At 44.9% G+C, this 22,985-nt stretch carries 23 protein-coding genes; 17 read left to right on the top strand and 6 right to left on the bottom strand.

Going from position 1 to position 22,985, the window contains the following annotated elements; genetic code table 11:
* Nucleotides 1–296 precede the first annotated feature (296 nt).
* Complete coding sequence (locus AC3AQ9_RS14445) at nt 297–959, top strand: Dph6-related ATP pyrophosphatase (RefSeq protein WP_488308187.1); 663 nt, start codon at nt 297–299, stop codon at nt 957–959.
* A 5-nt stretch (nt 960–964) separates the two neighbouring features.
* Nucleotides 965–1,960: a GNAT family N-acetyltransferase gene (locus AC3AQ9_RS14440; protein ID WP_488308186.1), complete on the top strand. Its 996-nt coding sequence runs from the start codon at nt 965–967 to the stop codon at nt 1,958–1,960.
* A gap of 57 nt (nt 1,961–2,017) precedes the next feature.
* Here the strand turns inward: AC3AQ9_RS14440 and AC3AQ9_RS14435 are convergent, their stop codons facing one another.
* Nucleotides 2,018–3,064, bottom strand: a complete 1,047-nt coding sequence (locus AC3AQ9_RS14435; protein WP_488308185.1) for a glycosyltransferase — start codon at nt 3,062–3,064, stop codon at nt 2,018–2,020.
* 237 nt (nt 3,065–3,301) lie between these two features.
* On the opposite strand from AC3AQ9_RS14435, the gene AC3AQ9_RS14430 reads away from it, so the two are divergent.
* On the top strand, nt 3,302–4,000 hold the full coding sequence (locus AC3AQ9_RS14430) for an ABC transporter ATP-binding protein (RefSeq protein WP_488308184.1): 699 nt from the start codon (nt 3,302–3,304) through the stop codon (nt 3,998–4,000).
* Entirely contained in the window at nt 3,990–5,258 is a 1,269-nt protein-coding gene (locus AC3AQ9_RS14425; RefSeq protein WP_488308183.1) for an ABC transporter permease, read from the top strand. The genes AC3AQ9_RS14430 and AC3AQ9_RS14425 overlap by 11 nt, the downstream gene beginning before the upstream one ends.
* 57 nt (nt 5,259–5,315) lie before the next feature.
* On the opposite strand, the gene AC3AQ9_RS14420 is transcribed toward AC3AQ9_RS14425, so the two are convergent.
* Nucleotides 5,316–5,870, bottom strand: a complete 555-nt coding sequence (locus AC3AQ9_RS14420) for a M15 family metallopeptidase (RefSeq protein WP_488308182.1) — start codon at nt 5,868–5,870, stop codon at nt 5,316–5,318.
* 104 nt (nt 5,871–5,974) lie between these two features.
* Between AC3AQ9_RS14420 and AC3AQ9_RS14415 the strand changes: the two genes are divergently transcribed.
* From AC3AQ9_RS14415 to AC3AQ9_RS14400, 4 genes are all read left to right on the top strand, one after another.
* A complete protein-coding gene (locus AC3AQ9_RS14415; protein ID WP_488308286.1) occupies nt 5,975–6,706 on the top strand; it encodes an NADPH-dependent oxidoreductase in 732 nt (243 codons plus the stop codon).
* A gap of 23 nt (nt 6,707–6,729) precedes the next feature.
* Nucleotides 6,730–7,344, top strand: a complete 615-nt coding sequence (locus AC3AQ9_RS14410; RefSeq protein WP_488308181.1) for an NAD(P)-dependent oxidoreductase — start codon at nt 6,730–6,732, stop codon at nt 7,342–7,344.
* Nucleotides 7,345–7,633: 289 nt separating this feature from the next.
* A complete protein-coding gene (locus AC3AQ9_RS14405; RefSeq protein ID WP_488308180.1) occupies nt 7,634–8,053 on the top strand; it encodes a hypothetical protein in 420 nt (139 codons plus the stop codon).
* Between the two features lie 212 nt (nt 8,054–8,265).
* Entirely contained in the window at nt 8,266–8,505 is a 240-nt protein-coding gene (locus tag AC3AQ9_RS14400; protein WP_488308179.1) for a hypothetical protein, read from the top strand.
* Nucleotides 8,506–8,601: 96 nt separating this feature from the next.
* Here the strand turns inward: AC3AQ9_RS14400 and AC3AQ9_RS14395 are convergent, their stop codons facing one another.
* Nucleotides 8,602–8,856, bottom strand: a complete 255-nt coding sequence (locus tag AC3AQ9_RS14395; protein ID WP_488308178.1) for a hypothetical protein — start codon at nt 8,854–8,856, stop codon at nt 8,602–8,604.
* On the bottom strand, nt 8,853–10,010 hold the full coding sequence (locus AC3AQ9_RS14390; protein ID WP_488308177.1) for a class I SAM-dependent methyltransferase: 1,158 nt from the start codon (nt 10,008–10,010) through the stop codon (nt 8,853–8,855). The genes AC3AQ9_RS14395 and AC3AQ9_RS14390 overlap by 4 nt, the downstream gene beginning before the upstream one ends.
* 157 nt (nt 10,011–10,167) lie before the next feature.
* On the opposite strand from AC3AQ9_RS14390, the gene AC3AQ9_RS14385 reads away from it, so the two are divergent.
* The 5 genes from AC3AQ9_RS14385 to cydC all read left to right on the top strand — a co-directional run bounded on the left by AC3AQ9_RS14385 (nt 10,168) and on the right by cydC (nt 17,311).
* Nucleotides 10,168–11,814, top strand: coding sequence for an AMP-binding protein (locus AC3AQ9_RS14385; RefSeq protein WP_488308176.1), 1,647 nt, complete (start codon nt 10,168–10,170; stop codon nt 11,812–11,814).
* A 175-nt stretch (nt 11,815–11,989) separates the two neighbouring features.
* Nucleotides 11,990–12,601 carry an NAD(P)H:quinone oxidoreductase gene (gene wrbA / locus AC3AQ9_RS14380; RefSeq protein ID WP_488308175.1) on the top strand — a complete coding sequence of 204 codons (612 nt, stop codon included), beginning with the start codon at nt 11,990–11,992 and terminating at the stop codon, nt 12,599–12,601.
* Between the two features lie 81 nt (nt 12,602–12,682).
* Nucleotides 12,683–13,414, top strand: a complete 732-nt coding sequence (locus AC3AQ9_RS14375) for a ZIP family transporter (RefSeq protein ID WP_488308174.1) — start codon at nt 12,683–12,685, stop codon at nt 13,412–13,414.
* Between the two features lie 469 nt (nt 13,415–13,883).
* The gene (gene cydD / locus AC3AQ9_RS14370; protein WP_488308173.1) at nt 13,884–15,608 is read left to right on the top strand and encodes a thiol reductant ABC exporter subunit CydD; all 1,725 of its coding nucleotides are present in this window, start codon (nt 13,884–13,886) and stop codon (nt 15,606–15,608) included.
* Entirely contained in the window at nt 15,605–17,311 is a 1,707-nt protein-coding gene (cydC, locus tag AC3AQ9_RS14365; RefSeq protein WP_488308172.1) for a thiol reductant ABC exporter subunit CydC, read from the top strand. The genes cydD and cydC overlap by 4 nt, the downstream gene beginning before the upstream one ends.
* Nucleotides 17,312–17,437: 126 nt before the next feature.
* Here cydC and AC3AQ9_RS14360 read toward each other — a convergent pair whose 3' ends face one another.
* Complete coding sequence (locus tag AC3AQ9_RS14360) at nt 17,438–17,668, bottom strand: hypothetical protein (RefSeq protein ID WP_488308171.1); 231 nt, start codon at nt 17,666–17,668, stop codon at nt 17,438–17,440.
* Between the two features lie 380 nt (nt 17,669–18,048).
* On the opposite strand from AC3AQ9_RS14360, the gene desA reads away from it, so the two are divergent.
* The 3 genes from desA to AC3AQ9_RS14345 all read left to right on the top strand — a co-directional run bounded on the left by desA (nt 18,049) and on the right by AC3AQ9_RS14345 (nt 20,898).
* Nucleotides 18,049–19,068, top strand: a complete 1,020-nt coding sequence (gene desA / locus AC3AQ9_RS14355) for a Delta(5) desaturase DesA (RefSeq protein ID WP_488308170.1) — start codon at nt 18,049–18,051, stop codon at nt 19,066–19,068.
* 97 nt (nt 19,069–19,165) lie between these two features.
* Entirely contained in the window at nt 19,166–20,302 is a 1,137-nt protein-coding gene (locus AC3AQ9_RS14350; protein ID WP_488308169.1) for a sensor histidine kinase, read from the top strand.
* Nucleotides 20,299–20,898: a response regulator gene (locus AC3AQ9_RS14345; RefSeq protein ID WP_488308168.1), complete on the top strand. Its 600-nt coding sequence runs from the start codon at nt 20,299–20,301 to the stop codon at nt 20,896–20,898. Before AC3AQ9_RS14350 ends, AC3AQ9_RS14345 begins: the two co-directional genes overlap by 4 nt.
* A gap of 46 nt (nt 20,899–20,944) precedes the next feature.
* Here AC3AQ9_RS14345 and AC3AQ9_RS14340 read toward each other — a convergent pair whose 3' ends face one another.
* Nucleotides 20,945–21,310: a DUF2188 domain-containing protein gene (locus AC3AQ9_RS14340; RefSeq protein ID WP_488308167.1), complete on the bottom strand. Its 366-nt coding sequence runs from the start codon at nt 21,308–21,310 to the stop codon at nt 20,945–20,947.
* Nucleotides 21,311–21,419: 109 nt separating this feature from the next.
* Here AC3AQ9_RS14340 and putP point away from each other — a divergent pair, with 109 nt between their 5' ends.
* Nucleotides 21,420–22,913, top strand: coding sequence for a sodium/proline symporter PutP (putP, locus tag AC3AQ9_RS14335; RefSeq protein WP_488308166.1), 1,494 nt, complete (start codon nt 21,420–21,422; stop codon nt 22,911–22,913).
* The last annotated feature ends 72 nt before the right edge of the window (nt 22,914–22,985 follow it).

Below are 22,985 nucleotides of genomic sequence, written 5' to 3'. Positions count from 1 at the left end.
CGGCTGCTTTTTCATTTTGCTTCAGTTGGTCACAAATGGGCCAGAGTTGGGCATAAACAAAAGAAACTTGGGCATAAATTCATTAGGCTTGGGCATAATGCGATCGAAGTTGGGCATAAATTGCGATGGCAAAGTGAAGGTGGCCTAAATGGAACAGCCAAGCGCTTCCGGTCCATTTACGAGCGGCTTCCGGCACAACACGTGCAACTCGCTGAAAATGCCCATTAACAAAAGGTTTTATTCCTTAAATGTCGAAGTAGATACTAGGAGAACCAAATGATTAAAAGAGGTGCACTATGCAAAAAACATTTGTCATGTCGTGGAGCGGCGGGAAAGATTCTGCGCTTGCGTATTACCGGGCAGTGCTGAACGGCCATGTGCCGGTTGCGCTGTTTACGATGTTTGAAGAAGACGGCTCCAAATCGCGGTCCCATGGATTGCCGTTAGAAGTGATGGAAGCGCAAGCAGCCCGTATGGGTTTGCCGCTCATTACCGGGAAAGCGAGCTGGGCAGAATACGAAAAAGAATTTATCGAGCATTTGAAAACATTTAAAGCACAAGGCATTCAAATGGGTGTTTACGGAGATATTGATTTAGAAGACCATTTGTTGTGGATTCAAAAAGTAAGTGCAGAAGCGGGAATGGAAGTGGACCATCCGCTTTGGCAGGAACCGAGAAAAGAGTTGTTGAAAGAATTAATAGAAGAAGGATTTAAGGCGGTTATTACGGTTGTGGATACAACGCGTCTGGATAAAGCATTTCTTGGCCGTGAATTCACGCATGATTTAATAAAAGAATTGGAAAGTCTCGGAATTGATGCATGCGGTGAAGAAGGGGAATTTCATACCATCATCATTGACGGACCGATTTTTATTGAACCGGTTCCAGTGGAATTCGGCACCCAGCTGGAGGCAGGCCATTATCGTATACTCGAGGTGAAACTTCAATCTGAGGAGTGATTTGGATGATTCAATTTATAGGCGTGGAAGAGCAGCATATTCGGCAAATGGCCGTACTTTTGGCTAAGCGCCATGAACGTGAACGAAGCTTTTTTCCTTATTTTCCTGCAGAATTTGAAGAATTTGATGAAGCGGAGATGGTGCTCCGAAAAATCCTGGAGCGCCCATTTATCAGTGGGATTGTAGCAGTGAGAGGCATTGATGTCATCGGCTACTTGCTGTATGAATTCAAAGAAAGTGTGGAAAGAGGCCGTTACGTCTGGATCGACTATGAATCTGTCGCCATCAAGGAAACGGAGCATCCCCGCCTGCTGCGGCTCCTGTACGCTGATGCGGGAGCGGAATGGGTGAAAAATGGATATTTCCACCATGTCATGATGGTTCCGCTGGGAGACCGGAAAATTGTATCTGAGTGGCTGGACCAGTCTTTCCGCTATGAACAAAAATACGCGGTCTTGCCGCTCAAGGATTTTGAAGAGCAAACCTTAACGCCTTTACCGAATCTGGTTTTTCGAAAAGGAAGCCGTGAAGACGGGCCGTTATTGAAAAAGATGGCTTTATGGAACAGCATACACCAAGCGTCGGCCCCGTCCTGGCTGCCTATTACGAAAGAAACCATGGAAGACATCAAGAGCAGCTATGAAGAGCTGTCCGCAGACGGAGATGCTTATTTATGGTTGGGGGAGCAAGGTGAACGGGTTGCCGGGTTCCATGTGTATTTCCGGAAAGCGGCCCCCTTGAGTCTGGTGACACCGATGAATTGTGTGGAATTGCCTGCTGCGTCAACAAATCCGGATTTGAGAGGCAAAGGAGTAGGGAAAGCTATGGCCAACTACTGCTTTACGGAACTGAAAAAAGAGGGATTTGATTACATTTTCGCGGACTGGCATTCGCCCAACCACTTAGCTTCATATTTTTGGCCGAAACTGGGCTTCCAGCCTGTAATGGTTCGCATGTCCCGTCAAATCGATCCGCGCATTGCTTGGGCTCATGGGAAATAAAAGAACTATGCTTTTTCAAGGAAAATCTCCGCAGTCTCTAACGAGGCTGCGGAGATTTTATTCTTTCCGGAAAACCCAAGTACGCTGAACGACAAAGCCAAAAATAAAGAGAATGGTGTCAACGAGCACTTTGAGAATGACTTCCCCGCGCCCCAGCCATTCGGCGTAAAGAAAATGAACAGAACCGGCAGACATCATCATGATGAACGCGGCCAGTATGTAGTAGCGGATAAAGGACTTTCTGGAACCTTGGCCGAAAACTTTGTTGCGGTTGATGTAGTAATTGAATAAGGAAGACAAGACCCGAGCTGCAATTGTTGCGAAAATAATGAACAACTGTGGCTCTTCGTTCCGCCAAAGCTGGATGAACAACCAGTACAAGCCGATATCCAAGGCGAATGACGCTCCTCCGGATAAACCGTATAACAAAAAGATCTTGTAGACATGATAAGAATCCCGAAGCGGATGGAAATGGGAAGATTTGTTGTTGTCTAAGTAAACCGTCTCGATGGGCACTTCCGAAAGCGGAATCTTTTGAGCTCGCAGTGCTGCCAGCACATTCATTTCGTATTCAAAACGCTCTCCTGCTACACTCAGCAAATGGCCGAGATGCTGGACAGGAATGCCGCGCAAACCGGTTTGCGTATCCGTCAGAACCGCACCGGTGGCAAGCCGGAACAATAAACGCGTAAAGCGGTTGCCGAATTGGCTGCGGAAAGGGACACCTTTTTTACTGAAATCTCTTGCACCAAGCACTACATGACCAGGAATTTCTGCTAGCTTCCGGGCTATTTTAACCATGTCCGACACTAAATGCTGGCCATCGGCATCTACTGTGATGACTGCATCATAGGGGAGTTTTTGATTGAGTATGTAATGGAATGAGGTTTTCAAGGCCCGTCCTTTGCCTTGATTGACAGCATGGCGAAGGACAGTCACTTCAGGAATCGGAGAAAGCGTTTCGAAAAATTCGGCATAGTCGGGTCCGCTGCCATCATCGATTACAATGATTTGCTGAAATCCTGCTGCCAGAATTTCTTGAATCAAAGTCCTGCATTTTAAATCAGGTTTATATGCCGGAATAATAACTGCGAATTGTTTCACGAAAGGCCTCCTTTCAATTTTTAGATGAATAAAAGCATGAATCGAAAGCGTGCTATAAGACATTGGGACTTACAGAAAGGATGACATAAGAACTTTTCTAAGTCAAAATGCTTATTGTAAAAATACCCTCTTTCTTCATTTCTATACCTCAACTTAAGAAATTCTTCAGAAACCCCCTCGCTAATCATTAAGAATTGCCTTCTATACTAAAAGCATGAAGCAGAGAGGAGCAAGGCAATGATCCAAATTCAAGATTTACAGCATACGTTTGCCATTGGCAAAAAAGGGCAAGAACGGCGGGTTCCTGTGTTAAAAGGAGTAACCCTTGAAGTAGGGCAAGGGGAAATCGTGGCGATTTTAGGGAAAAGCGGGTCAGGAAAATCCACCTTATTGAATATACTAGCAGGTTTTATGGCACCGGAATCCGGTTCAGTCCAAGTTAAAGGCCAGGAGATTTCTGCATTAAAAGAAGCCGATTCAGCTGCATTCCGACTAGAAAACTTCGGGTTTATTTTTCAGAACTTCCAGCTGATGCCTGGATTAACGGCATTTGAAAACGTCGAGCTGCCCTTGAAAATCAAGGGAGTGGAAGCAGGAGAACGAAAGATGAAAGCACAAAAGATGATCGAGAAAGTCGGTCTTGCTGAAGTTGCCGGCCATTATCCAAACGAACTTTCGGGAGGACAGCAGCAGCGCGTCAGCATTGCGCGGGCGCTAGTCACCAATCCACCGATTTTGCTGGCGGATGAACCTACAGGAAGTTTGGATTCAGAAACTGAAGGAGAAATCCTGCAATTGATCCGGATGCTGAACCAGACGCTCGGCTTGACGTTTGTCATTATTACACACGACGAAGAAGTGGCGAATGTGGCTCATCGGCAATACCGGCTCCACGATGGGGAACTTGTGAAAGGGGAAAAGCGCCATGCAGTTTAAAGACCAGGTTGATTTTATCCGGCAGCATATGAAACGCAATAAACTTCGTGTAGCGACGACAATCCTAGCCGCCATGATGGGCTGTGCTTTCTTGATCGTATTGGCTTCAGTTGGATTCGGTCTTCACAAAACCATTACAGACGATGTACTGGATAACCAGAAAGTGACGGAAATCGAAGTGCCGTCAAAAGTGGACTCAGATGAAAAAATCAGTCCTGAAGAAGTGCAGGCGATGCGGGGTATGGAACACGTCCAGGCGGTCGTGGAACGGTCCGGTCCGAATGCCGAATCGGCCGCTAAAATTGGCACGCGCAGCGGCTTTGTCAATCCGGTTCTTACAGACTTAAAAGAAGAACAAAAGGCAGGACTCGCTCTTTCAGAGGGGAGAATGCCTGAGAAAGCTGAAGAAGTTGTGGTCGGTTACCATTTCGCGAAAGGATTGCTGACTGAAGAAGAACGGAAAGCTTCTGAAGAAGGGACAGAGGGCAATGGCTTTGCCGGCAGTTTGATTGGCCAGATCTTTGAGCTGGAACTGACACCTTATGAAGAAGCGGAACCTGTTACTTGGCAGTTTACCGTTTCGGGCGTTTTAAAAGAACCGGCGAAAGATTGGATGAGCGACAGCTCGGTTTATATGGATGCTTCCTGGGAAACGGTATTCAATGAAAAGCTTGGCGCAGATGAAGGATATAGGACCATTCTTGTATATGCGGACGCCCTTCAAAATGTCGGGGGGATCACACAGGCGTTGAAAGACCAGGGCTATTACGTTTATTCAGTTACGGAAGAACTGGGTTCGATGAATATGTTCTTTACCGCGCTCAAAGCGGGCCTGATTTTTGTCGGGACGATTGCGGTATTGATTGCCTCTATTGGAATTTTCAATACGATGACGATGGCGGTAACCGAACGGACACGGGAAATCGGCGTCATGAAAGCCATTGGTGCACAGCCGAAACTGATCCAGAAATTGTTCCTGATGGAAAGTGCAGCAATTGGTGTGATTGGAACGGCAATCGCTGTTATTCTTTCCTATGCCATTAGCATATTGGCAAATTGGCTCGTGCCAATCATCATTCTAAGCTCAATTGGGGAAGAAGCCGGTGGAGACTTCAATATGGTGATTTCAGTTATTCCGTGGCAGCTCGTCGTGATCGCGTCTGTCATCAGCATTGGTGTAGCGATGGTGTCAGGCTGGCGGCCGGCTCGCAAAGCCACTCAAATTGATGTGATTCAGGCGTTGCGGCAGGAATTATAAACAGCAAGGTTATTTCACGAAAAAAGCCCAGGTTCTTTTGAACCGGGGCTTTTGCTTTTATTCTATTACATCTTCGGGCCGATAGCCTTGCTGCAGTTCTTCAATCGACAAGCCAAACGTCATTTCCAAATGCGGATAGTCTTTAAAACGCTGCCAGTCGCCGCCCCACGCAAAACCGAGTTCTTTTCCGATAGCAGCAACTTCAAACCAATCAGCTTTCCCATTATCATTGTCATCGCGTTCCGTGTCCCAGACGATTTTGCCATTATCGAGGCGCAGCGCAAAATCGATGGCCAGCCCGTAATTGTGATAAGACTCTCCGCCGCGTGCATGCGTCACCACATTGCCGGATGTGCTCCTGCCCTTTGCATGCAGTCCATTTTGTTCAGCTGCGGAACGGAAGCCATCTGTAATGACTGCATCAATGCCGATATCTGCTGCTTTTGCAATCAATTCATTGCTTTTTTCCTCAACAATCGGGTGCAGTCCGGAAGGTGCAGGACGCTGCTGCAATTCTTCACGGAATTCTAATTCATTTTGTATCCATATGAAGAAAAAACCGCCGATCACGAATAAAAAAAGAATGGAAAAAGCGGTTTTGAACTTTTTCAAATTATTTCACCTCATCAGCATTTATTTTATCAAAAATCGTCAAAAGAGTATCGCAGGAAAGTTTTTGATACGATAGAAGAAAGAATGGAAAGGGGACATCGATGATGGTTATTGAATTAATGAAATCTCACGCTTCTGTGCGTGACTATAAAGAAAAGCAGCTGACACGGGAAGAGGTCAGTGAATTAATAGCGGCAGCACAGCATGCAGCGACGTCCCATTTTGTTCAGGCGTATTCCATCGTCTGGGTGACTGATCCGGAGAAACGCAAAGCACTTGGGGACTTATCCCGAAATCCGCAGCAAATGGAAGGTGCTGGCGCAGTCTTTTTAATGTGTGCTGATTATAACCGCTTGAAACATGCCGGTGAAATGCAAGATGAATCGATTGTCTTTGACCATGCAGAGAATTTGATTGTGGCTGTAACCGACGTGGGTCTGCTGGCACAAAACTTAGCACTTGCAGCGGAGTCAAAGGGGTATGGCATCTGCTATATCGGCGGTGTGCGCAATAATATGGAAGCGATCAGTGAGTTGGTTGGCTTGCCGGAAGGCGTTTTTCCGGTATACGGCTTGACAGTCGGCGTTCCGAATGAAGCCAATGAAGTGAAGCCGCGCTTGCCGGTTGAAGCGATTTTGCATGAAAACGAATACGATGAAGATAAATACAAAACCTTGCTGCCGGAATACGATGAAACGATTCAGCGCTATTATCAAGAACGCAGCACTAACCAAAAAGTTGCAACCTGGACCGAGCAGATGGCTACGTTCCTCAGAAAACCGCGCCGCCAAGACATCAAAGACGTATTGGCGAAAAAAGGGTTTTTATTTAAATAAAAGACCGGAAAAGGGGAATGGCAATGAAAATCGCGATTTTTGGAGCTACCGGACGGGTGGGTGGACAAATTCTGAAGCAGGCGTTGGCAGACGGCCACCAAGTGAAGGCACTTGTGCGTTCTCCTAAACTGGATGAGCATCCGAACCTTGAGGTGATTACTGGGGACGTCCGGAAAGCGGAAGATGTTGAACGGACGCTTGAAGGTGCTGAAGCGGTGTTTAGCGCAATCGGTACAGACCGGACCACCACATTGTCTGAAGCCATGCCGCTGATTATCGACGCGATGAAAAATGAAGGGGTTCAGCGCATCATCACCATTGGAACTGCGGGAATCCTGAATAGCAGGCTTACACCTGGCAAGCTCCGCTATCAAGGAGGAGACTCCAATCGCAAACTGACATTTGCTGCCGAAGAACATGAAACGGTTTTTCGATTATTGGAAGCGATCGATTTGGACTGGACGATTGTATGCCCGACTTATTTGCCGGATGGCGAAGTGCGCGGCAACTACCGGACAGAAAAAGATTATTTGCCGGATGGCGGCAAAGAAATTACGGTCGGCGATACGGCCGAATTTGCTTATCGCCAGCTCAAGGATAGTGAATTTATCCGCAGCCGGGTCGGCATTGCATATTGAGCGGAACAGGAAGGTCTTATGAGCGACTCGAAGCCCGATACGAGCGGCTTTGGGTTAAATACGAGCAACTTTGAGCCCGATACGAGCAACTTCTCCTGAAATCACCAAAAGCGGCACAAGCAACGGAGCTTGTGCCGCTTTTTACGTTAATCCAGGCGAAGCTTAGCGCAGTAGTAACATCTATGCGTATTGAAGTTGAAATTCCAAAAACTAATATGGTGATAAAAAAGCATATTGTCATGAAAATAAGGGAATAAGAGGGGAAGAAAACGAAACGGGAGGGCTTGCCATGAAAGAATTTGAAGACAAAGAACAGGTGTTGCTGGCTTATTATGTGCAATATTACCGAGGTGCTACAACTGAAGATGTAAAAGCGCTGGACCAGCGATTGTCGCAAGAAATTGGAAAAGAGCGGTATGATAAAGCGATGAAGGCTTTGCTGGAAGAAGGATTAATCATTGGCATGGACCAAGTTGAACAAAGGGAGAAAGAAGGTTCACCTTCCCCGATGGCAACGAATGAAGGAATGCTTTACATCAACGATACCTTGAATCTGCAGTCCTATACCGTAGAAGAACATCAGCTGGGTTATCTGGACAATAATTTAAAAACAAGCAATTTGGAATTTACATTAGAACCGGTTAAAGCGTATGTTGAAGAATCCATCCAGCTGCAGGCTGAAGAAAAACCGAATTCCAATCGACCGTGAATTCCAGATGACTTTAAACTGTGAATAAATGAAATCAAGAAATAGCGCCTTATAAAGAGAGGCGTTATTTTTTTATTGGCCAGACTTGGTCAAATATGTACATTTTACTAACGCATTTAACATTTCAAATGTTAAAAATATGTGAAAAGAATATTTTCCCCTTTTCTTTTTGCATGAATTGCGTATAATGCTTATATCGGGGGAGTGATAGAATGAATCGATATAAAATAGAAGAGATCAAAGAACAAAACAGTAAATCAGCAAAAGCCATTGGTTTTATCTTCGCTGCAATACTTGTTTCACTCGTTTGGGGATTTTTACAAGATTCGCTTCCGGCGTTTCTTCTGGCAGGGGTTTTCAGTTTAATCTTGTTCGCTGAAACACGCGAATACAAGAAAAGTTATCAAATCGAATTAGAAGCAGCAAAATTAGATGATGATCAAATTTCTTAAGTGACGATAAAAGTACGAAAACAAAAGCCCGCCGGTTCAATTGAAACCGGCGGGCTTTTGTTTGGTTTAACAGAGTTGGCGTTGCACAAGCAATCCTTATAAATCCAAAGCAAAGAAACATAAAAAAATCACGATCACCACGGTTAAGTTGGTAATCATCGCTGCCCGTTTTCCTACCGGTTCATCAAGAGAAGGAAAGCGGTCGACAAGCTTCATTAAGCCAGCAATCAATACGACGATCAATAAAAAATTAACGATGAGATTCATATCGTACACATGTACATCCAAGTAGCGGATAAAAATCACAGAAAATGCAAGGACGATGCCGTTAACTAAATTTTTTCGTTTCATAGCAGTTCCTTCAATTCGTTTTCAAGAAATGGTTTGGCGGACAATAATTGAGTGAAGGCTTTGTAACGGTCAAATTGGCCAGGCATCGGCTTTTTGCCCGTTTGGTAAGCCCGGATCAATATATTCTTCGGTGTGTGTTCAATATCGATAAATTCCATCAGCTGCGTTTCATAGCCGACCAGCGACAGAAGTTCCGCGCGGATGGAATCGGTAGCAAGCGCGCTAAAGCGTTCCTTGATCAGGCCGTTTTGCAGCATGATGCCGAGTTCCGGGGCAGCGACTTGGCTGTTCAATTCATGTTGGCAGCAAGGCACGCTTAAAATAACTTTGGCGTTCCATTTTACGGCCCGGGACAGTGCCATATCCGTCGCCACATCACAGGCATGGAGCGTAACGACCATGTCAACCGCTGATTCTTCGTTATAGTCATTGATATCACCGACTAAAAATTCCAATTGATCGTAGCCCAAATCTTCCGCAATGCGCTGGCATTCTTCAATCACTTCTTTTTTCAGGTCCAGCCCTGTCACGCGAAGATCCAGCCCTTTTTCGATCCGGAGATAATGGTATAAGGCGAATGTCAAATAAGATTTTCCAGAACCGAAATCGAGAATCCGGACAGTCCGATCTTTTGGCAAATGCACAAGTGCGTCATCGATGAATTCAATAAAGCGATTGATTTGGCGGAATTTATCGTATTTCTGCTTTTTCACTTTGCCATCCGGACTTTGGACGCCGAGGCGGACCAAAAATGGATAAGCGATGCCGTCTTCCAGCAAATACTGTTTTTTGCGGTTATGGGACAGCTCAGCGGATTTTGTTTCGGTCTGTTCCGCTTTCCAGGAAACTTTGAATTTCTTTGAGAGCTGAATCTGTATTTTTTCTTCTGTGAACTGAAACAAAGCCTGGCGGAATTCCTCGAATAAGCGTTCCAGTTTGTCGAGAGCTTCTTCAACTGAAAGGTTTTCGTGTTTTAATACATGCTCATATTGATATTCAAATTGAATAAAATAGTCGTTTTTGATTTCCACCGGCTTCAACTTCACGCGTTTTATTTCATTCGACTTTAAACGCGGCTGGCTGATGGTTGCCGAGACAAGTGAACGGTTTTGCAAGCGTTGGGATAATTGTTCATGCATTTTTTGTAGTTCCATTGTAAATCCTTTCATCGTTCATGATAGTTGTATTTTATCATGACCAGCAGAGAAAGGGCGACTGCACGGTTTGAAGCCGGTTACCTCTCAACATGTTTTGAATTTTGTGATAATATGGAAGGGGATTGAAAACGTTTACATGCTAAGGGGGATGGAAATGGCAATTGTAGAAAAAACGGTAGGGCAAATCGTACGGGAACGGGCGGCATTGCATCCGCAAACAGAAGCATACGTCTATCCGGAACGGAACATCCGCAAAACGTACAAGGAATTTGATGAAGAAACGGACCGCTTGGCCAAAGCATTCATGGGAATCGGCATTGCTAAAGGGGAACACATTGCCATTTGGTCGGACAATAAGCGTGAATGGCTGCTGAGCCAGTATGCCACTGGTAAAATGGGCGGGGTTTTAGTTACGGTCAACACCAGCTACCAGTCGGCTGAGCTGGAATATCTGTTAAAGCAATCCGATGCAACGACCTTGATCTTAGGGGAAGAATTTAAAGGAACAAGTTATATCGACATTATCAATGAAGTATGCCCGGAGCTGAAAACCGCTGAAAAAGGATCGATTTCAAGCAAGAAACTGCCGCATTTCAAACGGGTCATTGTCATGGGCGAAAATCAGTATCCGGGTATTTTTACTTGGAGTGAATTTGAGGCATTTGCCGAAGGAGTAACCGATGAGCAACTGGAAGAACGCTTTGAATCAATGAATCCGGAGGATGTTATCAACATCCAGTATACTTCCGGAACAACCGGTTTCCCGAAAGGCGTCATGTTGACGCATCGGAATGTGGTGAATAATGGCAAGCTCATCGGCGACACGATGAATTTGACGGAACAAGACCGCCTCTGCATCCCGGTGCCGTTTTTCCATTGCTTCGGCTGTGTGCTCGGCACGATGGCCGCTGTCACCCATTCGACGACGATGGTCATAGCGGAAAAATTCGAACCAAAGCGCGTTCTGCAAATGGTCCAAGACGAGAAGTGTACGGCGCTCCACGGCGTGCCAACGATGTTTATTGCTGAGCTGAACCACCCAGACTTTGCGTCGTTTGATACTTCTACTTTGCGTACGGGAATTATGGCGGGTTCTCCATGCCCGATTGAAGTGATGAAAAAAGTCATCAATGACATGGGGGCATCGGAAATTACAATTGCCTACGGACAGACAGAATCGTCTCCGGTCATCACACAGACTCGCGCCGATGATGATATTGAAAAACGGGTGTCCACTGTCGGCAAGCCCCACGCAGAAGTCGAAGTGAAAATTGTCGATCCCGTCAGCAATGAGAGAGTAGCAACGGGCGTGCCGGGTGAACTGTGCACTCGAGGCTACCATGTCATGAAAGGCTATTACAAAAACGAAGAAGCGACCCGCAATGCGATTGATGAAGAAGGCTGGCTCCATACGGGAGATATTGCGGTGGAAGACGAAGATGGTTATATCGCCATTACCGGACGCATCAAAGACATGGTCATCCGCGGAGGCGAAAACATTTATCCGCGTGAAATCGAAGAGTTTTTGTATCAGCATCCAGCCATACAGGATGTCCAAGTGGTCGGTGTGCCGGATCCGAAATATGGAGAAGAATTGATGGCTTGGGTCATTTTAAAAGAAGGCCAGCAATTGTCTGCGGACGAGCTGCGCAATTATTGCAAAGGCAAAATCGCCCATTATAAAATCCCGCGCTATATTGAATTTACAAAGGAATATCCGATGACTGCATCGGGTAAAATCCAAAAGTTTAAACTGCGGGAAATGTCAGTAGAGCGCACTGAGAAAACAGAAGTGCAATAGTAGTGTTAAAAATATAAGACCTGGTTGGAGCGGAAATAAAAGCTCCAATCAGGTTTTGTTGTTTAATAAAATTCTAAAAAGGGGAAACGAGTAGGGTAAGAAAAAATCTTTAATTCAGGATATTTCTCAATTGGCAGTAGCAGTCACGGACTTGATGCGAAAAGGAGAGAAAATCATGGCAAATGTAAAATTGGCGATTATTTATTACAGCTCGACAGGAACCAACTATCAAATGGCGAGATGGGCCGAAGAAGCTGCACAGCAAGCTGGAGCTGAAGTGCGGGTAGCAAGAATAAAGGAACTTGCTCCGCAAGAAGCTATCGATTCCAATCCGGCTTGGAAAGCGCATTTCGAAGCTACACAAGATGTGCCGGAAGCTGAACCTAGCTTACTTGAATGGGCGGATGCTTTTATCTTCAGTATTCCGACGCGCTACGGCCAAGTACCTTCCCAATTTCAACAGTTTCTGGATACGACCGGTGGGTTATGGGCAGAAGGCAAATTGGCGAATAAAGTCGTAAGTGCGATGTCTTCTGCCCAAAATCCGCATGGCGGTCAGGAAGCGACAGTTTTATCTGTCTATACTTCGATGTTCCATTGGGGAGCCATTGTTGCAGCACCGGGCTATAACAATCCGGCCTTGTTTAAAGCGGGCGGAAACCCATATGGCACCACTGTTACAGCCGGATCAGAAGGCATGGTGGAAGACGTAGAAGATGCTGTCAAATACCAAGCAAACCACACAATCGAAGTGGCTCAGTGGATTAAAAATGGCCAGACTCAATAAATGAATTCCGGCAAAGCAGGCAGGGTTCAAAAAACCTCGCCTGCTTTGCCTGTTTTTAAGGCAAGGAGGGTTAAAGCAAGCATGGTGTGGCTCAGTTTATTATTTGTGATTGGATTTATTCTTATTCATCTATTTTCTAAAAGCATGAAGTTTTTAAAAGTGGTTCCACGGAGCCGTTTTCTGTCGATTGCCGGCGGTATTTCAGTGGCTTATGTATTTTTGCATTTATTGCCGGAACTGGGCGTCTTTCAAAATGAGCTGCAAGGTGAATTGGAAAATTCGGCATGGCGCTTCCTTGAACATCATATCTATCTGATTGCCATGCTCGGACTGGTGTTTTTTTACGGCTTAGAACAAATGGTCAAGTCCACCAAGAGAAGGCATGAAAAATCAAACCGGCAGCATTCAAAAGATGGGGTTTTTTGGGTCCATATCGGTTCTTTCATAATTTATAATGCCTTGATTGGGTATTTACTTATCCGTGAAGATTATGAAACGATTTGGGGCATGCTACTTTTCTTTATTGCCATGGGTGTCCACTTTCTCACAAACGATAAAGCGCTCCGGGCCACCCATCAGGAAGAGTACGACAAATACGGAAGATGGCTGCTGGCAATAGCTATTTTAGCCGGTTGGGGAGTCGGCTTATTAACAGAAGTAAATGAATTGATCGTTTCGGTGCTTACTGCATTGCTTGCAGGGGGCATAGTGTTAAATGTATTAAAAGAAGAATTGCCGGAAGAACGGGAAAGCAGCTTTTCTGCTTTTTGCAGTGGAATTGTAGGGTATTCAATTTTACTTTTGCTGTTGTGAGTAATTTTCTTTTTTATATAGCAATAAACCGAATTTTTTGTTATGATATCAAGATAATTATGGTGATATAGAACGAATCTTAAAAACTGCAACTCTTTGAGGTGTCAAAGATGATTTCAACCGAGGAAAAGCGAGTGTTCGAATACGAACTGAATAAGTTGAGCCGTGAATATCAGAACTGTGCGAATGATTCCTTGAAATCACAAATTAAAGAAGATATTTCTTTTCTCCAATCGGTTCTCCAAAACTTTCAGCAAAGAAATGCCAAGATGAATATGTTCAATCAATAAGCCCGCCGGAATTTTTCCCGGAGGGCTTTTTGTTTTTATTAAATAGAAACAGCTGCCGGATATTGTGAACATCACTGTAACAAAGAGGGCTCTAAATGGGCTGAAACCGGGCACCTGGAACGGAATATTGCCTCTATTGCTTTATAATGAAAGCAACAGCGATTAAAGGAGAGAATGGCATGGTTGATTTAAAGCAACTGGCTTATGAACGTAAAAACATTATGGCCTTCTTAGTCATTGCATCGTTCCTGAAAGGGCTGGCAATGATTGGGCAAGCCTTATTTTTTGTGTTAATCGCAGATAGCGTTTTTCTTAAAAGTGCTTCGTTCCAGGATGTCGTCCCTTATCTTTTTGGACTGCTTGGTGTTATTTTACTGCGTGTCTTAAGCGGCTATGTGATCGGCCGTTCAGGTGTAAATTTAGCAACAGAAGTGAAAGCGCGTTTGCGTGAGAAATTGATCAAGTCTTTTGCGGCTAATCCGCTGCAAGCCTCTATCCAAGGGCAATCCGGGCAAAAAGTCAGTTTGCTGCTGGATGCTGTGGATGAATTGGATGGTTATTACAGTAAATATATCCCGCAAATGATTCAAAGCTATATTATTCCCATCCTGCTGCTGATTGTCATTTTTTCTCAGCATTGGGTGACAGGATTGATTATATTAATCACGGCCCCATTTATTCCTGTATTTATGGCGCTCGTTGGAATAAAAACAAAAGAAAAAGCGGATCAGCAAATGGAAAAGCTCGGACAGTTTTCCGGCACTTTTCTTGATGTTCTCCAAGGCTTGACGACTCTTAAATTATTTGGCCAAGCCGAGCGGCAACAGCAGACCATTAAAAAAAGCAGCCTGGATTTCCGGGACGCCACCATGGAAGTACTGAAATCGGCGTTTCTATCTTCACTCATGCTGGAGTATATTTCGATGCTCAGTATGGGAATCATCGCATTGGAAATCGGTTTGCGCTTAGTAGTGTTTGATAGCCTGACATTTTTCACGGCATTTTTTGTGATGATTCTTGTTCCGGATTTCTTTAATATGCTGAAAGATTTCGGCAGTGCCTTCCATACAGGAAAAGGGAGTACGGCAGCTGCTAACCGGCTGTCGGCCCATCTGGAAAAAGAAGAACCCGCGGTTGAGTGGGGGCAAGGCTTATTATCAAATGAGCCGCCGCATCTGACGTTGAATGGTTTTTCATTCCAATATGGGGATGAGTTTAAATTAGAACCGATTCAAGCGGAAATTCCGCCTTATAGCCAAATGGCGATCATCGGGAAAAGCGGTTCAGGAAAAACGACGCTTTTGCATGCCATTGCTGGGTTGTTGCCGCCGGAAAGCGGCAATGTGCTGGTAAACGGAGTGCCCCGGGATCGGATCGAAGAGAAGTCCTGGTTTGAGCAATTAAGTTATATTTCACAAAACCCATATTTGTTTGCAGGAACCATTAAAGAAAATATCGCAATTGGGGCCGGCCGGGAAACGACGGACGAAGAGGTCTGGGAAGCGGCGGAGAAGGCGGGCATTTTAGAAATGGTGATGTCGTTAAAAGATGGACTGGATACGCTGATCGGTGAAGCGGGAAGAGGATTGTCTGGCGGCGAGAAGCAGCGGATTGCACTTGCCCGGGCATTCCTGAAACAGCCTTCCATCATCTTGTTTGATGAACCGACAACCGGCCTTGACCTCCAGACAGAAAAAATCCTGCAGGAATCATTAGCTGAACTTGGAAAACAGGCGACGATTATAACTGTTGCCCACCGATTGCATACCATCAAACAATCTGACGTGATTCTGATTTTGTCTGAAGGGAAGCTGGCAGCGGCCGGCAGCCACGACGAATTGCTGGAGACTTATGCGCCTTATGAAGAAATGCTGGCAGTACAGCATGGAGGTATTGTGCAATGAAAGAACTGAAACAGATGTTAGTTTTGACTCTCTATGAAAAAAGGGATGTAGCGATTGCGGTCTTCTTTGGTTTTCTTGCAGGGATTGCAGGAGCGGCCCTCATGGCTTCAAGCGGTTATTTGATTTCAAAAGCAGCACTGACTTCTCAAATAACCATATTAATCGTCATGGGTGCTTGTTTAAAAATGTTTGGACTGGTGTCAGCGTTAAGCCGCTATGCAGAACGGCTGTTTTCACACCGGGCGACTTTCACAATGCTGAGCAATTTGCGAGTATCATTTTTTGAAAGACTGTCTCCTTTGGCGCCGGGGATTTTCCAGAAATACCGGAGCGGGGATTTGCTGGCGCGCATCGTCGGCGATGTAGAGAGTCTGCAAAATTTCTTATTGCGTGTCTTTTACCCGCCGGTCGTACTCGGCCTGGTTTTCCTTAGTACCATTTTCTTTGCTTCTTTTTTCTCGATGGCTCTCGCCATGGTGATATTGGCAGGAATGTTATTGACGATTGTGGTGGTGCCGGCCATTTTTGCTTGGCGCCAGCGCAAAATTGATTCTGCTGTTCGGACCAGCCGTGCAGCGCTGTCAACGGAAGCGACAGAGTTTCTGTATGGCTTTCGGGATTTGAAGATATATCAGCAGCTGGAACGTAAAGAGCGTGACTTAAGGGTATTTTCGGAGAGCTATGCAGAACAGCAGCGGAAAGAGGGGCTGGAAGAAAACTTCGGCCAATCAGTGAATGCTTTTGTGGCATTGCTGGCATCCTTTTTTGTACTGGGGCTTGGTGCATATTTCGTCTCAGTCGGAGAACTGGAAGGGTTATATTTAGCAATGCTCGTAATGGTTTCCATCGCTGTCTTTGAAAATGTGGCGCCAATGGCCGTCTTCCCGGCGCATTTTGAAGAAAACAGAAAAGCGGCTGTCCGTCTTGACCAGGTAGTCACAGAACCGGTCCGGGAACCAGGTGATCGCTCCTTGCCAGTGGAGCCGCTTGAAATTGCTTTTGAAAATGTTTCCTTTACGTATCCGGAAGAAGAGCGTCCAGCAGTGAACAATATTTCTCTTCGGCTTCCAGCTAGATCAAAAACAGCGATCGTCGGACCAAGCGGTTCAGGTAAATCCACATTGCTCCAGCTCTTGTTGAATGTCTTGCCAGCGGATAAGGGCGTTATTTCAATCGGAGGTGAGCCGTTGGAGACAATCCATCCCGAAAAATTATGGCGGCGGATGAATGTGGTGCTGCAGGAAAATCATTTCTTCTTTGGCACAATTCGCAGCAATCTATTGATTGCCAATGAAATTGCAGCAGATGAAGAAATGGAACAAGCATTAGCCAAAGTGCAGCTCGACACATTTTCTCTGTCCATGAAAGTGAATGAAAAAGGCGAGAACTTGTCCGGAGGCGAAAAGCAGCGGCTTGCCATTGCACGGGCCATCTTGAGAGGAGAACCACTTTGGCTGTTGGATGAACCAGTTTCTTCAGTCGATCCAATCACAGCAAAGGCTATCTACTCTCAATTGTTTGAACAAGGAAAAGAAGATACTTTCGTCATCATCAGTCATGACTTAACAGGTTTGGAACAAATGGACCAAATCATCGTCATGGAACAAGGGCGTATCGTAGAAGCTGGGACATATGAAGAAATCATGAAAGAACAAGGCTATTTCTACAACCTGAAAAAAATAGAAAAAAGCGTAATGGCCTAACGAAAAGCGGAAGCGCCTGTGTCAGCTCCGACAGGCATACAATAACAAACACAAAAGCGCCGGCAACTTGAATGAGTTGCCGGCGCTTTTGTGTTTTGTTTGATTTCACTGATTAGAGCTTCTTAATCATTTCAAGAGCAAATCATTTCCCCGTTTGGCATCTTCGAGTTTCAGCTGCTCCAATTGAAGGCGCATCTTTTGTGTTTCAATGACGAAATTCTCGTGTTTCAATTTTTCCAGTTCGATTTCACTTTCGATCAATCTGTTTTTTAATTTTGTTTGCGTTTGGAAGTGAGAGGTAATGATGGCAACGAGCGGAATCGAAAATACCATAACGACGGCTACCAGACCGGTCACGACGTTCACCTCTTTCCTGAAAATTCTGATTAATCACAGTATACATGAATCCATTGCAATAAAAAATGATTTTTTAAATTTAGAGTCCATGTGACATGTCATAGTTTTGGCAACATGAATCGGCTCGTTTACCCTGAAGTTTGCCGATTAAGGAAAGCTGTTTTCATGCCGCGAAGCCAACGCATCGGCGGTTTTTCATGTGTTACAGCAAGCAGGAAGATGCAGGTAGGAACTCTCCGGGTTTTCCCTTATAAATTGAAAAGACATGACAAGTGTCATATATAAACCAGACGTTTATGCCTTTTTTGAACTCTCTCTATTTTTTATCATTAGGATAATAAGTTATACGAGCGGAAAGAGCTCGCATAAGGAGGAAGAACATGAGCAGAGAGAAGACAGCCCAATTACGTAAATTTGTAGCTCCATTTGAAAAAGCCGATGTAAAAGCCAGTGTACGCCAATTGGTAAATACAATACCGCCATTCATTTTGTTTTGGTTTTTAGCCTACCAGGCACTTGACGTGTCCATTTGGTTAACAATCGCCTTATCAGCAGTAGCTGCAGGATTTGTAATACGTACCTTCATCATTTTCCATGACTGCACACACGGATCATTCTTCAAGAACAAAAAAGCAAATGCAATAGTTGGAACCATCACAGGGATTATGACATTGTTTGCTTATGAAAAATGGAAACGTGAGCACTCCATTCACCACGCTTCAAGCGGAAACCTTGATAAGCGCGGAGTGGGCGACATCTGGGTCATGACAATTGAAGAGTATGTCGAGGCTTCTAAATGGGAACGTTTCAAATACCGTATGTACCGCAATCCATTGGTCATGTTCGGTTTCGGTCCATTATTCCTAGTCTTGATCTCTAGCCGTTTCAACCGTAAAGATGCACGTAAAAAAGAGCGCAACAACACGTACTTGATCAACATTTCTCTAGTGGTTATCTATTCAGTGCTTATCTGGGCAATCGGCTGGCAGGCATTCCTGATCGTTCAAGGATCAACAATGTTTATCGCCGGAGCATTAGGCATTTGGTTGTTCTACGTACAGCACACATTCGAAGATTCATATTTTGAAGATGAAAGCGAATGGGATTATGTAAAGGCCGCTGTAGAAGGAAGCTCGTATTATAAACTTCCAAAAGTGCTTCAATGGGTGACTGGAAACATTGGTTTCCACCATGTTCACCATTTAAGCCCGCGTGTTCCAAACTATAACTTGGAAAAAGCGCATGAATCTACTCCGCCGCTACAACAAGCAACAACGATTACTCTTAAATCAAGCCTTAAATCATTGCGTTATAAATTATACGATGCAAAAAACAAAACATTTGTTACATTCGGCGACATCAAGCATTTGCTGAATGACGATAGCAAATTAGCAGCATAACAGCAATCGGAGGAAAAACCATTCGCAGATGAATGGTTTTTTCTTTTTGCCATTGTTTGGTATGATGAAGAATAATAGATGGACAAGGAGCGAAATTATGCAAAGCTGGTATCAAATTTTTCCGAAAAACCCTTGGCTGAGTGTGTATGCATGGGTCATCTTCTGTATCTTGCCTTTCTTTTTCATATTCCGGTCTTCTTCGCCTATAGAAATCACGGCAGGAATTGGGTTGCTGATTCTGTTCTTTATTGCTTACCGGCTGTCTTTTAATTCCCGTACAGGCTTTACCTATGTATGGATCAGTATAGAAATCGCCATCAACATCGGCATGACTTTTTTGTTTGGATATGTCTATCTGGCTATCTTTTTAGCTTTTTTCATTGGCAATATCCGCAATAAAATCGGTTTTTTCATTGTCTATGGAATTCATATCGGCACGACGATTTTGGCTGTGGTGCTTGGAATGATTGAACATAGCACCTTATATATATCGCAGCTGCCGTTTATCGTGTTGAGCATTTTAGGTGTTATTTTGCTTCCTTTCAACACGTATAACCGCAATAAGCGCGAGAAGCTGGAGGGCCAGCTTGAAGATGCCAATAAACGGATTTCCCAGCTGATCGTCATCGAAGAACGGGAGCGCATTGCCCGGGACTTGCATGATACCTTAGGCCAAAAACTGTCATTGATCGGATTGAAAAGCGATTTGGCCGGCAAACTGATCAATCGCGACTCCAACGCTGCATTGAATGAAATCAATGATATCCGGCAAACAGCACGGACAGCTTTAAAAGAAGTCCGTGAGCTTGTTTCGGATATGCGGGGAACGAAATTGGAAGACGAACTGCTCCGGATCCAGCAAATTTTAAAAGCGGCAGAAATTGACTTTGTCCTATACGGTTCTGCTAAACTGCATAATACTCCGCTGCTTGTGGAGAATGTACTCAGCATGTGCTTGAAAGAGGCTGTAACAAATGTCGTTAAACACAGCAAAGCAACGCGCTGCAGCATTTTAATCAAGCAAAAACCTGAAGAAGTTCTCGTGCAAGTGCAGGACGATGGCATCGGACTGGAAGGCGGCAACCAGCAGCAGGGCAATGGGCTGGCAGGGATGCGGGAGCGGTTGGAATTTGTCAACGGCACAGTTGATATCAAAACATTGGACGGAACCACTTTGAATATCCGGGTCCCCAATGTGATTCTCTACAAGGAAAAAGAGGAGGAGTTAATGTGATTCGGATTGTACTGGCCGAAGATCAGCGGATGATGCTTGGAGCTTTGGGTTCTTTGCTCGACTTAGAAGATGACATGGAAGTGGTCGGCAAAGCCGGAAACGGGGAAGAAGCGATTGCGTTGGTCGAGAAGCATCAGCCCGATATTGTCATTATGGATATTGAAATGCCTTTGAAAAGCGGGTTGGACGCAGCAGAATTTCTGAAAGACCATCTATGCAAAATCATCATTTTAACGACCTTTGCGCGCTCAGGCTATTTTGAACGAGCACGAAAAGCGGGCGTCAGCGGCTATCTGTTAAAGGATAGCCCGAGTGAAGATTTAGCGGCTTCAATCCGCACGATTGTGGATGGACGCCGTGTCTATGCTCCAGAATTGGTGGATCTTGCATATGCTGAGGCGAATCCGCTGACAGAGCGGGAAAATCAGGTGATGGAATTGATTGCCGATGGCAAAAGCACCAAGGAAATTGCCAAGGAATTGTTTATCACCACCGGCACAGTACGCAATTATATCTCCGTCATTTTAGACAAATTGGAAGTGGGCAACCGCATTGAAGCCATTTCCAAATTCAAAGATAAAGGCTGGTTCCGGTGAAAAAAGAAATCCGCTGTCTTCGGACAGCGGATTTTCTACGTTTAAACTACTGTTCATAAAGGACATCTTCAAGCGAACCGTCCTTTGTATAAATGTGCAGTTCTCCATTATTTTTGTTGGCGTAGCGTTTCGCTTCACCCATTAAATCTTCTTTTGTCTCTTCGATCAAAATCGCTTTTTTGCTGTCTTTCTTCTTGAGCTGCCAGCCTTCATCATGCACCTTGATTTCAAAGATCACTTTTTCTTCGTCGCCTTCTACACTTTTGCGTGCGCGATCAAGTGCGATAGGAATGGCGCGGCCTTCCTCATAACCATCACGCAGCAGCGCATTGGCAATTTCGATTGCTTTGTTCCTCACCTCGGAGTTTAAGTTTTTGAATGAATCCGGATAATCATTTTTGCTCCATGGCACGATCATCGCCTCCTTGTTGTTCTTTTCCCCCTTCACTTCCGGAACAAAACAAAATTTTTCTGGTAAAAAATCAAGAAGATGATAAACTAAAAAAACGGAGGTGGAAAGATTGTCAGATTCAACGTTTCAAATTATTGCATTAACCATTTATATGGCAGCCATGCTTTTCATCGGTTGGTATGCCTATCGAAAAACTGTTAACCTTACAGACTATATGCTGGGAGGACGTGGTCTTGGAGCGGCAGTAGGAGCTCTAAGTGCTGGAGCAGCCGACATGTCCGGATGGCTTTTGATGGGATTGCCAGGAGCGATTTATGTAAGTGGACTTGTGGAAGTCTGGATTGCGATTGGTTTAACAATCGGAGCTTACTTAAACTGGTTCTTCGTAGCCCCCCGTTTGCGTGTTTATTCATTCGTTACAAGTGACTCGATTACAATTCCAAGCTTTTTGGAAAACCGTTTGAAAGACACATCACGTTTATTGCGAATCGTTTCCGGAATAATTATCTTAATCTTCTTTACGTTTTATGTGTCGTCTGGCATGGTTGCCGGAGGAGTCTTTTTCGAAAGTTCGTTTGGCCTTGATTATCACCTGGGCTTAGTCATTGTTTCAGGAGTTGTTGTCGCTTATACATTATTCGGTGGATTCCTTGCAGTGAGTTATACAGATTTCGTGCAGGGACTCATGATGTTCCTGGCGCTTATTCTGGTGCCGATCATCGGGATATTCGTAACCGGTGGATTCAGTGAAACTGCAGCGAGCATTCGTGAAGTGGACCCGGCGCTCTTAAACTTCACAACAGGAGCCTCACTTATCGGGATTATTTCAGCTGTGGCATGGGGGCTTGGCTACTTCGGCCAGCCGCATATCATTGTTCGCTTTATGGCAATCAGCACGTTAAAAGAAGTGCGCCAAGCTCGCCGTATCGGCATCAGCTGGATGATCTTAAGTCTTCTTGGAGCTGCAGCAACGGCTCTCGTTGGTATTGCTTATTTCCAGCAAAATCCGAACTTGAATCTTGGAGATCCTGAAGGAGTCTTTATTGTCCTGGGGCAAATTTTCTTCCATCCATTAGTCGCAGGATTTATGTTGGCGGCTGTCCTTGCTGCGATTATGAGCACGATTTCTTCACAATTAATCGTAACTTCATCCGCGTTGGTAGAAGATCTCTACAAAATTGCATTTAAAAAAACATCAACTGATAAGCAATACGTAACTTTAGGACGTATGGCAGTATTAGCAATCGCTCTTATCGCTGCATTCCTGGCTTGGGAGCAAAATGACACGATCCTGGATCTGGTTGCTTATGCTTGGGCAGGATTCGGTGCTGCATTCGGCCCGCTAATCTTATTGTCTCTATTCTGGCGTAAGCTTACAACGTGGGGCGCATTGTCCGGAATGGTCGTTGGAGCGGCTACGGTTATCATCTGGGATAGCCTGGATGCAGACTTTGCTGTCAATCTTTACGAAATCATTCCAGGATTCATCTTGTGCTTGCTTGTAGCGGTAGTCGTAAGTTTGATGACGTACAAGAAAAATGACCAGATTGAAAAAGAGTTTACTGAAACAGAACGTCTGATCAGAGAAAAACCAGCAAATTAAGCAAAAGGCTTCACCCTTCTATAGTAGAAGGGTGAAGCCTTTTTATTATGCTGAAAAGGGATAATGGAAAAG

This window comes from Planococcus sp. VCh962, assembly GCF_057748275.1.
This window is presented reverse-complemented; position numbering and strand designations above follow the sequence as displayed.